This window comes from Streptomyces sp. NPDC047130 (assembly GCF_040643475.1).
GTDB lineage: Bacteria > Actinomycetota > Actinomycetes > Streptomycetales > Streptomycetaceae > Streptomyces.
Genome location: NZ_JBEYUK010000001.1, coordinates 309,376 through 322,049 on the forward strand (window position 1 = coordinate 309,376; position 12,674 = coordinate 322,049).

A 12,674-nucleotide genomic window follows, 5' to 3' on the forward strand; every position below is an offset into this window, starting at 1 on the left:
CGAACCGCCCCCCGCACGCCTGGCGGGGGACCCGGCTGCGTCCCGATGGACGGACGACACGGCGTGATTTCGCCCGTGCGTGGTAACCGTGGTGCAGGGATCACCGTGCCGGAACGTCCGGTTCGCGGTGGCTCCGCCCGATCGCTCGAGCGGCGGCGGAGTCTACCCACAGGAGAAGTCGCACAACCGTCGAGCGGCGGCATTCCCGTCCCCCGGCGGGCTGATCTTTTGCCGATCGACGGGCGGAGAGCCGTCCACCAGCCCTACCCTGCAGAGGGTGAACCAGTTGAAGTCCAGAGAGTCCGAGGCCGACCCGGCGGACACCGCCGAGGACGCCGTCACCGCCTCCGGCGAGGCCGCCGTCGCGGCGGCCGAGGAGGCCCGGGTGGCGGAGGTCGCCGTGGCCGTCTCCGGGGCCGCCCTGCCCGGCGCCGCCCTGCCGGGCACGCTCCCCGACGACCTGCGCGCCGAGCTGATCGCGTTCCGCCGCGACCTGCACATGCACCCCGAGCTCGGCAACCAGGAGTTCCGCACCACCAAGGCGATCAAGACCCGCCTGGAGCGTGCGGGCCTGCGGCCGCGGGTGCTCGCGAGCGGCACCGGACTCATCTGCGACATCGGCGTGGAGGGCGACACCGCCGCCTACGAGGGGGCCGTCGCGCCCGTCGAGGCCGGACTGCGCGGGATGCTGGCGCTGCGCGCCGACATCGACGCGCTGCCCATCCCAGACATGAAGACCGACTGCGCCTACCGGTCCACGGTCCCCGACCGCGCCCACGCCTGCGGCCACGACGTGCACACCACGGTGGTGCTCGGCGCCGGCCTGGTCCTGGCCGAACTGCACCGCAAGGGGCGGCTGCCGCGCCCGGTGCGGCTGATCTTCCAGCCCGCCGAGGAGGTCCTGCCCGGCGGAGCCGTGGACGCCATCGGCGACGGGGTGCTGGAGGGCGTCGGCAGGATCGTCGCCCTGCACTGCGACCCCAAGGTGGAGGCCGGGAAGATCGGCCTGCGCACCGGCGCCATCACCTCGGCCTGCGACCGGCTCGAGATCGCCCTGGACGGCCCCGGCGGCCACACCGCCCGCCCTCACCTGACCACGGACCTGGTGACCGCCGCCGCGCGGATCGCGATCGACGTGCCGGCCGTGGTGGCGCGCCGGGTCGACGCCCGCAGCGGCCTGTCCGTCACCTGGGGCCGGATCGAGTCCGGGCACGCCCCCAACGTCATCCCGCAGCGCGCCGAGCTGTCCGGCACGGTGCGCTGCCTGGACCTCGTGTCCTGGCGCGACGCCCCCGACCTGGTGCACGCCGCGGTCGACGAGGTCGCCGCCCTGCACCGCGCCAAGTCGGAGATCACCTACGTGCGGGGCGTCCCGCCGGTGGTCAACGACCCGACCGTCACCGACCTGCTGTGGGACGCCATGACCGCGCGCCGCGGCACGGACGCGGTGGAGGGCACCGAGCAGAGCCTCGGCGGCGAGGACTTCTCCTGGTACCTGGAGGAGGTCCCCGGCGCGATGGCCCGGCTCGGCGTCCGCGCCCCCGGCGACCGGCTGGTCCGCGACCTGCACCAGGGCGACTTCGACGTCGACGAGCACGCCATCACCGTCGGCGTGGAACTCTTCACCGCCGCCGCCCTCCTGGACGCCGCGCGCTGACCGACGGTCACCCCTCCCCCGGCGCACCTCCGCGCCGGGGAAGCGGTACCCGCGCCGCACCCGCCCCCGGCACCCGACGCCGGCACCCGACGCCGATGTCCGTTACCTCCGGAAACGGACGCTCCTGTTACTGCACCGTAACCCTCAGGTGACCGGTTTCGGCCCGTGTCGGCACGAATCGATAACAGCCGGGGGGCTGCCGTTCCCCTCGGGTTTCTACGCGCGTTACTGTCGCTGCGGTTTCGCCATGGGAGCGGGCCGGCAGGGGAAAGCGGGCCGGAGACGGTGCCGTGAGTCGAAGGGGTGCTTACAGTGCGTCTCATTTCTCGTAGGAACAGGATCACCCGTGCGGCGGTGACCGTGGCCGTCGTGGCGCTGGCCGCCGCGGGCTGCGGTGAGAGCAGCAAGACCGCCTCCACGGGCGGTGACAAGGAGACGGGCAAGTCCGGCAAGGGCATCGGCCTGGCCTACGACATCGGCGGCGAGGGCGACCAGTCCTTCAACGACGCCGCGCACGCCGGCTTCCTGAAGGCGGACAAGGACTTCGGCATCGGCGGCCAGACCTTCGAGCCCGCCGACGGCGAGGGCGAGGCCGACAAGGTCACCCGCATCGAGAACCTGGCGAAGCAGGGCTACAACCCGGTCATCGGCGTGGGCTTCATCTACGCGCCGGCGATCAAGGAGGTCGCGGCCAAGTACCCCGACACCACCTTCGGCATCATCGACGACGAGTCGGTCAACGCCCCGAACGTCGCCTCCATGGTCTTCAGCGAGGAGCAGGCCTCCTACCTGGCCGGCGTCGCCGCGGCCAAGGCCTCCAAGTCCGGCACGGTCGGCTTCATCGGCGGCGTCGACATCCCGCTGATCCACAAGTTCGGCGCCGGCTTCGAGCAGGGCGCCAAGGCGGCCGACCCGGACGTCAAGGTCATCAAGAAGATCCTGACCTCCACCCCGCAGGAGGGCGGCTTCAACAGCCCCGACAAGGGCCGTGAGGCCGCCAACGGCCAGATCGAGCAGGGCGCCGACGTGCTGTACCACGCCGCGGGCCTCTCCGGTCAGGGCGTCATCTCCGAGGCCGCCAAGAACAAGGTCTGGGCCATCGGCGTCGACTCCGACCAGTACCAGCAGGACGCGCTGAAGGAGTACAAGGACTACATCCTCGGCTCCGCCACCAAGAACGTCGGCGGCGCGGTGTACGACCTCGCCAAGTCCGTCCACGACGGCAAGCCGCTGTCGGGCGTCATCCGCGGCGACCTGAAGTCGGGCGCGGTCGGCTTCTCCGACACGAACCCGAAGTACAAGGAGATGACCGAGGTCGTCGAGGCCGTCGAGAAGGCATCGAAGGACATCGTCGACGGCAAGGTCACCGTCAAGACCTCCTGACGCACGGGCACTCGCGTGCGCTGCGCCCCTCGCCCCCGGTGAGGGGCGCAGCGCTGTGAACCCGACCGGTGCTCCCCGGCCACGCCGGACGGTGCGCGAGCGCACCGGGAGCACCGGTTCACCGGCGGGTCTACGCGCGTTACCCTTGCGCGCGAAACACCACCCGGTACGCCTCCCGGACACAGCGGTACCGGGAGGCATGGCCAAAAGAGCGCTGTAATGGCAGCGTTACGGCCGCGGAACGGAGTGCGGGCAGCCTCGGCCCCGTACCCGGGCCGCGGTACCACCCGGAACGGCAGGGGCGCCGGACGCAGCGCGCGGCGGACGCCCTTCTCCCCCAGGTTTTCTCCAAGGAGTGTGCGCCATCGACGCGTCCAGCAGCCCTCCGCAGACCGAGCGGGCCACCGCGGTCGAGCTGGCGGGCATCACCAAGCGGTTCCCCGGCGTCGTCGCCAACCACGACATCCGGCTCCGCGTCCACGAGGGCACCGTCCACGCCCTCGTCGGCGAGAACGGCGCCGGCAAGTCGACGCTGATGAAGATCCTCTACGGCATGCAGAAGCCGGACGAGGGCACCATCACCGTCGGCGGCCGGGAGGTCGCCTTCTCGTCGCCCGCCGACGCCATCGCCCGAGGCATCGGCATGGTGCACCAGCACTTCATGCTGGCCGACAACCTCACCGTGCTGGAGAACGTGGTGCTGGGCAGCGAGAAGCTGCACGGCATCGGCGGCGCGGCCCGGCGCCGGATCCTGGAGATCTCCGAGCGGTACGGCCTGGGCGTCCGCCCGGACGCGCTGGTCGAGGACCTGGGCGTCGCCGACCGGCAGCGCGTGGAGATCCTCAAGGTCCTCTACCGCGGCGCCCGCATCCTGATCCTGGACGAGCCGACCGCCGTGCTGGTCCCGCAGGAGGTCGACGCGCTCTTCGACAACCTGCGCGAGCTCACCTCCGAGGGCCTGTCCGTCATCTTCATCTCGCACAAGCTGGGCGAGGTCCTCTCGGTCGCCGACGAGATCACCGTGATCCGCCGCGGCACCACCGTCGGCACCGCCGACCCGAGGACCACCACCCCGCGCAAGCTGGCCGAGATGATGGTCGGCAGCCAGCTCCCCACCCCGGAGACCGCCGAGTCCACCGTCACCGACCGCCCGGTCCTGACCGTGGAGGGCCTGCGGCTGGAGGCCGAGGGAGGCCGTGCCGTCCTCGACGACATCAGCTTCACCATCCACGCCGGCGAGGTCCTCGGCATCGCGGGCGTCGAGGGCAACGGCCAGACCGAGCTCATCGAGGCCCTGATCGGCCTGGAGCACGCCGACTCCGGCACCATCACGCTGGACGGCGAGGAGATCACCTCCTGGGCCACCCGCCGCCGCCGCGAGTCCGGCATCGGCTACATCCCGGAGGACCGCCACCGGCACGGCCTGCTGCTGGACTCCCCGCTGTGGGAGAACCGCATCCTCGGCCACGTCACCGAGAGGCCCAACGCCAAGGGCGTCCGGCTGGACCCGAAGGGCGCGCAGGCCGACACCCGGCGCATCGTCGAGCAGTACGACGTCCGCACCCCCGGAATCGACGTCACGGCCGGCTCCCTGTCCGGCGGCAACCAGCAGAAGCTGATCGTCGGCCGCGAGATGAGCCACGGCCCGCGGTTCCTGATCGCCGCCCACCCCACCCGCGGCGTGGACGTCGGCGCGCAGGCCGCGATCTGGGACGTCATCCGCGAGGCCCGCCGCGAGGGCCTGGCGGTGCTGCTGATCTCCGCCGACCTGGACGAGCTGATCGGCCTGTCCGACACCCTGCGGGTGATCTACAACGGCCGCCTGGTCGCCGACGCCGACCCCGCCTCCGTCACCCCGGAGGAACTGGGCTCCGCGATGACCGGCGCGGCCTCGGGCCACCTGGAACACACGGAGCCTGCGGACTCCGCCGCCCCCGCCGCCCCGGAGGACGAGGCACGATGAAGAAGTTCGACAAGGAGCGGCTGCTCCTGGCCCTGGCCGGGCCGGTCATGGCCCTGGTCGCGGCGATCCTGCTGACCTCGGTGGTCCTGCTGGCCTCGGGCCGCAGCCCCATCGAGCCGTACGTCCTGATGGGCGAGCAACTGGTCTTCTCCGACGTCCAGGTGCAGATCGTCAACCAGGCGACGCTGTACTACATCGCCGCCCTCGCGGTCGCCCTCGGCTTCCGGATGAACCTGTTCAACATCGGCGTCGACGGCCAGTACCGCCTCGCCGCCATGATGACCGCCGTGGTCGGCGCCCACGTGGCGCTGCCGGCGTTCCTCCAGGTGCCGCTGCTGCTGCTGGTCGCCGTCCTCACCGGCGCGTTCTGGGCCGGCGTGGCGGGCGTGCTGAAGGTGACCCGCGGGGTCAGCGAGGTCGTCGCGACGATCATGCTGAACTCGATCGCCACCGCGCTGATCCTCTACCTCACCCAGAAGGACAACTGGGGCGTCGAGATCAGCAACAACCGGACCACCGGCGAGATGCACCCCTCCGGCTGGATCCCGGGCATCGACCTGGGCCCCGACGTCGGCGAGGTCTACGGCCTGGTCTTCCTCGCCGTGGTGCTCGGCCTGCTGTACTGGCTGGTCCTCAACCGCACCCGGTTCGGCTTCGACCTGCGCGCCTCGGGCCAGTCCCCGGACGCCGCGAAGGCCTCCGGCGTCGACGCCAAGCGGATGACGCTGATGGCCATGCTGATCTCCGGCGGCGTGGCCGGCCTCTCCGGCCTGCCGCTGCTGCTCGGCGACGCCCACACCTACGACCTGAGCTTCCCCGCCACCCTCGGCTTCACCGCGATCGGCATCGCCCTGCTGGGCCGCAACCACCCCGGCGGCATCGCGCTCGCGGCGCTGCTGTGGGCCTTCCTCGACAAGGCCTCCCAGGCGCTCGACTACGCCGAGCCGAAGCCGTACGAGAAGGAGATCGCGATGATCATGCAGGGCGTGATCGTGTTCGCGGTCGTCATCTCCTACGAGGTGGTCCGCGTCTGGGGTCTGCGCCGCCAGCAGCGGCGCGTCGGCGAGGAGCTCGCCGCGGCGGCCGCGACCGCCAAGTCCGACAACGGTGACACGACCGAGAAGGAGGTGGCGGCCCGATGAGTACCGCGACCGTCGCCAAGTCCCGGCCCGCCAAGGCCGCGAAGCCCGGCCGCCGCCGGATGTCGCTGCCCGTGGTGCTGCTGATGATCGCCGGGGCCCTGGTCCTGGTCTCCGTCGTCCGCATGATCACCGGGGTGAACGGCATCACCTCGACCGGCCAGATGTCCACCGCGCTGCGGCTCGCCGTGCCGATCGGCCTGGCCGGCCTCGGCGGCCTGTGGGCCGAACGCGCCGGCGTGGTCAACATCGGCCTCGAGGGCATGATGATCCTCGGCACCTGGTTCGGCGCCTGGGCCGGCTACCAGTGGGGCCCGTGGGTCGGCGTCGCCTTCGGCGTCATCGGCGGCTGCCTCGGCGGCATCCTGCACGCCATCGCCACCGTCACCTTCAACGTCAACCACATCGTCTCCGGTGTGGCGCTGAACATCCTGGCCCTCGGCCTGGCCCGCTACCTGTCGAAGTACGCCTTCGAGGGCGTCGAGGGCGGCACCTCCAAGCAGTCGCCGCCGATCGAGTCGCTGGGCACCTTCGACGTGCCAGGCCTGTCCGGCTGGCTGCAGACCCTCAACGAGAAGCACTGGTTCGTGATCTCCGACGTCGCCGGCCTGCTCGGCGGCATGATCACCAACCTGTCGCCGCTGACCGTCGTCGCGGTCGCGCTGATCCCGCTGACCTGGTTCATCCTGTGGCGCACCGCCTTCGGCCTGCGCCTGCGGTCCTGCGGCGAGAACCCGGTCGCCGCCGAGTCGCTGGGCGTCAACGTCTACAAGTACAAGTACATCGCGGTGATCATCTCCGGCGGCCTCGCCGGCATGGGCGGCGCCTTCCTGTCGATCGTGGCGTCCAACGTCTACCTCGACGGGCAGACCGCCGGCCGCGGCTACATCGGCCTCGCGGCGATGATCTTCGGCAACTGGATGCCGGGCGGTCTCGCCCTCGGCGCGGGCCTGTTCGGCTACACCGACAGCCTCAACCTGCGCGGCGGCACCACCAACGTGCACGCGCTGCTGCTGCTGGTCGCCCTGCTGCTCCTGGTGGGCGTGGTCTACCTGGTGTGGCGCAAGCGGTACCTGCCGGCGCTGGTCACGGCCGTGATCGCCGCGGTGGTGTTCGCCTGGTACGCCAACACCAACGAGGTGCCCTCGCAGCTGGTGTCCGCCACCCCGTACCTGGTCACCCTGCTGGTGCTCTCGCTGTCCGCGCAGCACCTGCGGATGCCCAAGGCGGACGGCCTGCCCTACCGCAAGGGCCAGGGCGGATGACGGGCCCGGCCCCGGCGGCCGGGGCCGGCCACGACTGGGACGCCCTGAGGAGGGTGGCGCACGAGGCGATGACCCGCGCGTACGCCCCCTACTCGGGGTATCCCGTCGGGGTCGCCGCCCGGGTGGACGACGGGCGGATCGTGTCCGGCTGCAACGTGGAGAACGCCTCGTACGGCCTCGGGCTGTGCGCCGAGTGCGGGCTGGTGTCCGAACTCCAGCGGACCGGAGGCGGGCGGCTCACCCACTTCACCTGCGTCGACGGGGAGGGGGCCGTGCTGGTCCCCTGCGGACGGTGCAGGCAGCTCCTGTACGAGTTCGGCGGCCCGGGCATGCTGCTGGAGACCCCCGAGGGCGTCCTGCCCCTGTCCGCCATGCTCCCCCAGGCCTTCGGCCCCGGTCACCTCACCCAGGGACCCGGAGCCTGACGTCCCGGCGGGGCGGCCACCCCGCCGGGACGGGCACCACCACAGCAACGAAGCGAGAAGAAGGGGGCGTCATGGACGCCATCACCGTCATTCGCGCCAAGCGCGACCACGCGGAGCTGACCGACGAGCAGATCGACTGGATCGTCGACGCCTACACCCGCGGCGAGGTCGCCGACTACCAGATGGCCGCCCTCAACATGGCGATCCTCCTCAACGGCATGAACCGCCGAGAGATCGCCCGCTGGACCGCCGCGATGATCGCCTCGGGCGAGCGGATGGACTTCTCCTCCCTGTCCCGCCCCACCGCCGACAAGCACTCCACCGGCGGCGTCGGCGACAAGATCACCCTCCCGCTCGCCCCGCTGGTCGCCGCCTGCGGCGCCGCCGTCCCGCAGCTCTCCGGCCGCGGGCTCGGCCACACCGGCGGCACCCTCGACAAGCTGGAGTCGATCCCCGGCTGGCGCGCCGCGCTCTCCAACGAGGAGATGCTCGCCGTCCTCGACGACGTCGGCGCCGTGATCTGCGCCGCCGGCGAGGGCCTCGCCCCCGCCGACCGCAAGCTCTACGCGCTGCGCGACGTCACCGGCACCGTGGAGGCCATCCCGCTGATCGCCTCCTCGATCATGTCCAAGAAGATCGCCGAGGGCACCGGAGCCCTGGTCCTGGACGTCAAGGTCGGCTCCGGCGCCTTCATGAAGACCCTGGACGACGCCCGCGAACTGGCCACCACCATGGTCGGCCTCGGCCGCGACCACGGCGTGAACACGGTGGCGCTGCTCACCGACATGTCCACCCCGCTCGGCCTCACCGCCGGCAACGCGCTCGAGGTCCGCGAGTCGGTCGAGGTGCTGGCGGGCGGCGGCCCCTCCGACGTGGTCGAGCTGACCCTCGCCCTGGCCCGCGAGATGCTCACCGCGGCAGGCCTCCCCGACGCCGATCCGGCCAAGGCGCTCGCCGACGGCTCCGCGATGGACGCCTGGCGCCGCATGATCCGCGCCCAGGGCGGCGACCCGGACGCCCCGCTGCCCACCTCCCGCGAGCAGCACGTGGTCACCGCGCCGTCCTCCGGCGTGCTCACCGGCCTGGACGCCTACGCCGTGGGCGTCGCCGCATGGCGTCTCGGCGCGGGCCGCGCCCGCAAGGAGGACCCGGTGCAGGCGGCGGCCGGCGTGGAACTCCACGCCAAGCCCGGCGACACGGTCACCGCGGGCGCCCCGCTGATGACCCTCCACACGGACACCCCGGAGCGGTTCGCCTACGCCCTGGAGTCCCTGGAGGGCGCGTACGAGGTCGCCGCCGCGGGCACGGAGTTCACCGCCTCGCCGGTGGTGCTGGAGCGGATCGGCTGACCTGCGCGTTCTCCTGCGTCATCCCCGGTCATCCGTCCGGGGGAACCGGATCGGTGGACCCCCGCCGGTCCGGTTCGGCATGCTGGGATCGGTGACGCACCGATAGGAGAACCGCCATGAGCGCACTCACCGTGAGCCACGACCTCTCCCCGGACTGGGACGAACTCGTCCGGACCTGGGAGGGCACATGCGGGCCCGAGGGCAGCAAGGTGGAGATCATCGAGGGCATCGTCACCGTGGCTCCACCGCCGTCCAAGACCCACAACCTCATCGCCCACCTGGTTCACCGGAGCCTGCTCCGTGGCGTTCCCACGGAGTGGGCGGTCTGCCAGACACTGGGCACGGCCGTTCCGTCCCGGAGCGGTCTGTACATCCCCGACCTCGTGGTCGTGCCGGAGGGCGAACTGCGAACGGACGGGGACCCGTACGTCCTGGCGTCCGTGGCGGAACTCGTGGTGGAGATCACCTCGCCGGGCAACGCCGCGCACGACCGGCTGAAGAAGCCCGCCGGCTACGCGCAGGCCGGGGTGCCGCTCTACCTGCTCATCGACCGGTGGGCGCCCGGCGGTCCCGCGATCATCCTCTACGGGGAGCCGCAGGGCGACACCTACCGGGTGCTGAGCGCCGGCAAGTTCGGTGACCCGGTCGACCTTCCCGAGCCCTTCGGGTGCGTGCTGGACACCGCGGACTACCCGACCGAGTGACGCCCGCCCGATGAGTTCCGCGCCCGCGCGCGGTCCATCCGTTCATGAGGGACGCGAAGGCAGTCGTCGTCGTGCGCGTGCCGGGCGAGGTCGTCGGGAAGGACGTGACCGCCCGGCTCTGCGACGTGGCGCGCGGCGGGCTGGAGGGCGGCGCGGCGGTCGTCGTCTGCGACGTCCGCGCACTGCGGCGGCCCACGCTCGCCGCCGTCGACCTGATCGCCCGGCTCCGGCTCACCGCCCGGCGGGCCGGGGGCCGCGTCCTGCTGCGCGGCCCCGACCCCGGCCTACTCGCCCTGCTGGACCTCGTCGGGCTTCCCGTCCTCGTCGAGGTGGGCGGGGAGGCCGAAGAGGGGGAACCAGCGCAGGGCGGGCATCATCTCCAAGGAGTCCAGGAAGCAGTGCATCCCGGTGATCCGCCCCTCTGAGATCTCCAGCGCCTGCACCGCCCACGGGGTGTAGCCCCCGTTCTCCGGGTCCGGCTTGTAGTGCGCGAACCCGGGCAGGCCGTTGATTTCCACCGGGAGCAGCCGGGAGTTCGCGCAGGCGGCGCCGATCGTGGTCATGAAGCCGGCCATGTCGCCCGGGCCGCGCAGCCACAGGTCGAACGGCGGCATGGTCATGATGGCGTCCTCGTGGAGCAGCGCCGTCAGCGCGGCCATGTCGTAGCCCTCGAAGGCGGCGACATAGCGCTCCAGCAGCTTCTGCTGCTCCTCGTCCAGCGGGTCGGAGACCTCGCCGGGCCGCTCCCGCGCGCGCTCGGAGAGGGTGGCCCGGGCGCGCTGGAGGGCGCTGTTGACGGAGGCGACCGTGGTGTCGAGCAGCTCCGCGACCTCACTGGCCTTCCAGGCGAGCACCTCGCGCAGGATCAGCACCACCCGCTGCTTGGGCGGCAGTTCCTGCAGCGCCGCCATGAACGCCAGCCGCACCGACTCCTTGGCGACGGCCCGCTCGGCGGGGTCGGAGACGTCCGGCAGCACCCGGGCGTCCGGCATCGGCTCCAGCCAGGTGTGGTCGGGGCGGGGCGTGAGCGCGGCCTGCGCGAGCGGGGTGGACGCCGTCAGGTCCACCGGCCTGGCCCGCTTGTTGCCCGCCGACAGCATGTCCAGGCAGACGTTGGTGGCGATGCGGTAGAGCCAGGAGCGGAGGCTGGAGCGGCCCTCGAACTTGTCCCGGCTCCGCCAGGCACGGATCATCGTGTCCTGCACCGCGTCCTCGGCCTCGAACGAGGAGCCCAGCATGCGGTAGCAGTAGCCGGTGAGCTCGGTGCGGTACCTCTCGATGGCCGCGTCGGCCCCCGCCGCCCCGGTCGCGGTGGATACGTCGGTCATGGCAACCCGCCCCTCGGCCTCTTCGCCTGCTCGGTCCTCACTTCGGAAGCTACCGCAGGGCACCGACAGCCAGCCGGTGATCGGGGGAAAAGGCGGGTGGGCGGGTTGCCCGGGCCGGCGCGGAGGTCAGGCCGCCAGGGCGGTCCGGCGGGCGGCCAGGGTGCCCAGCAGGGTGATCCCGGCGACGCCGGCCACGGCCAGCAGCCCCACGGCGACCGTGCCGCCCCAGCCCGCGGCGTGGAAGGCCACCGCGCCGGCGGTGCTGCCCACGCTGGACCCGATGTAGTACGCCGACTGGTACAGCGCCGCCGCCTGCGCCCGCCCGTGCCGGGCCGTGCCGCTCACCGCGGAGGACGCCGCCGAGTGCCCGGCGAAGAACCCGCCGGTCACCAGGACCAGGCCGAGCAGGACCAGCGGCAGCCGGTCCGACAGTGAGACCAGCAGACCCGCCGCCGTCAGCGCGCCGGACAGGTAGAGCGTGCCCCGGCGGCCGAACCGCCCGACCAGCCGGCCGGAACCGGAGGCGGCGACGGTGCCCACCAGGTAGACCAGGAAGATCGAGCCCACCACGCCCTGCGGCAGGGAGAACGGCTCCTGGGTCAGCCGGTAGCCGATCACCGTGTACACGCCGCCGAACACCGTCATGAACAGCGCGCCGATGGCGTACAGCCGGCGCAGCAGCGGGTTGCCCAGGTGGTCCTTGACGGTGCGGGCCACCACGCCGGGGCGCAGCGAGCCGCGGGTGAAGTGCCGCGGCGCCGGCAGCAGCATCCGGAACGCCACCGCGCAGGCGACCGCGAGCACGCCCAGCACCGCCAGCGCCACGCGCCAGCCCCACTCCTGCGCCACCCAGCCGGTGATGACCCGGCCGCTCATGCCGCCGACGCTGTTGCCGGCCACGTACAGCCCGATCGCGGTGACCAGCGCCCGCGGCCGCACCTCCTCCGCCAGGTAGGCGGTCGCGGAGGCCGGCAGGCCCGCCAGGGCCGCGCCCTGGACCGCGCGCAGCGCCACCAGCACGCCCAGCGAGGGGGCGAAGGGCACCACCAGGCCGATGCCGACCGCGACGGCGATCGCGCCGGTCATGGTGGCGCGCCGGCCGAACCGCTCGGAGAGCGCGCTCATCGGGATGACGAACAGCGCGAGCCCGCCGGTGGCGGCGGCCACCGTCCACGACACGTCGCTCACCGAGGAGCCGTAGTCGGCGGAGATCAGCGGGAGGAGGGCCTGCGTGGAGTAGAGGAGGGCGAAGGTGGCGACACCGGCGAGGAAGAGCGCGAGGCTCATCCGGCGGTACGCGGGGGTGCCGAGGTCGACACGGGAGTCGGCGGCACGGGAGGCGGCGGCGGGTGCGGGGGAGTGGTCGGTGACGGGGGTTCCGGCGCCCACGCGGGTGGACGCCCCGGTACTGGCAGGCATGGTTCGACCGTAGGGACGGCCGGGCTCATCCGTCCAATGCAT

General features: G+C 72.4%; 10 protein-coding genes and 1 pseudogene. 9 read left to right on the plus strand and 2 right to left on the minus strand.

Features of this window, described 5'->3' with window-relative positions:
* Positions 1 to 385: 385 nt before the first annotated feature.
* The 9 genes and pseudogenes from ABZ836_RS01380 to ABZ836_RS01420 all read left to right on the plus strand — a co-directional run.
* Positions 386 to 1,657 carry an amidohydrolase gene (locus ABZ836_RS01380; protein ID WP_356129218.1) on the plus strand — a complete coding sequence of 424 codons (1,272 nt, stop codon included), beginning with the start codon at positions 386 to 388 and terminating at the stop codon, positions 1,655 to 1,657.
* A 354-nt stretch (positions 1,658 to 2,011) separates the two neighbouring features.
* On the plus strand, positions 2,012 to 3,040 hold the full coding sequence (locus ABZ836_RS01385) for a BMP family ABC transporter substrate-binding protein (RefSeq protein WP_356128982.1): 1,029 nt from the start codon (positions 2,012 to 2,014) through the stop codon (positions 3,038 to 3,040).
* 355 nt (positions 3,041 to 3,395) lie between these two features.
* The gene (locus ABZ836_RS01390; RefSeq protein WP_356128985.1) at positions 3,396 to 5,003 is read left to right on the plus strand and encodes an ABC transporter ATP-binding protein; all 1,608 of its coding nucleotides are present in this window, start codon (positions 3,396 to 3,398) and stop codon (positions 5,001 to 5,003) included.
* Entirely contained in the window at positions 5,000 to 6,145 is a 1,146-nt protein-coding gene (locus tag ABZ836_RS01395; RefSeq protein ID WP_356128988.1) for an ABC transporter permease, read from the plus strand. The genes ABZ836_RS01390 and ABZ836_RS01395 overlap by 4 nt, the downstream gene beginning before the upstream one ends.
* On the plus strand, positions 6,142 to 7,407 hold the full coding sequence (locus ABZ836_RS01400) for an ABC transporter permease (protein WP_356128991.1): 1,266 nt from the start codon (positions 6,142 to 6,144) through the stop codon (positions 7,405 to 7,407). The genes ABZ836_RS01395 and ABZ836_RS01400 overlap by 4 nt, the downstream gene beginning before the upstream one ends.
* Entirely contained in the window at positions 7,404 to 7,832 is a 429-nt protein-coding gene (locus ABZ836_RS01405; protein WP_356128994.1) for a cytidine deaminase, read from the plus strand. Before ABZ836_RS01400 ends, ABZ836_RS01405 begins: the two co-directional genes overlap by 4 nt.
* A 71-nt stretch (positions 7,833 to 7,903) precedes the next feature.
* The gene (locus tag ABZ836_RS01410; RefSeq protein ID WP_356128997.1) at positions 7,904 to 9,181 is read left to right on the plus strand and encodes a thymidine phosphorylase; all 1,278 of its coding nucleotides are present in this window, start codon (positions 7,904 to 7,906) and stop codon (positions 9,179 to 9,181) included.
* A 116-nt stretch (positions 9,182 to 9,297) separates the two neighbouring features.
* Entirely contained in the window at positions 9,298 to 9,885 is a 588-nt protein-coding gene (locus tag ABZ836_RS01415; protein ID WP_361138241.1) for a Uma2 family endonuclease, read from the plus strand.
* A gap of 44 nt (positions 9,886 to 9,929) precedes the next feature.
* Positions 9,930 to 10,139 (plus strand): annotated as a pseudogene (locus tag ABZ836_RS01420) (hypothetical protein); the annotation flags it as partial.
* A gap of 30 nt (positions 10,140 to 10,169) precedes the next feature.
* Here ABZ836_RS01420 and ABZ836_RS01425 read toward each other — a convergent pair.
* A complete protein-coding gene (locus ABZ836_RS01425; RefSeq protein ID WP_361138243.1) occupies positions 10,170 to 11,213 on the minus strand; it encodes a sigma-70 family RNA polymerase sigma factor in 1,044 nt (347 codons plus the stop codon).
* Positions 11,214 to 11,339: 126 nt separating this feature from the next.
* A complete protein-coding gene (locus tag ABZ836_RS01430) occupies positions 11,340 to 12,632 on the minus strand; it encodes an MFS transporter (protein ID WP_361138245.1) in 1,293 nt (430 codons plus the stop codon).
* Positions 12,633 to 12,674: the final 42 nt, after the last annotated feature.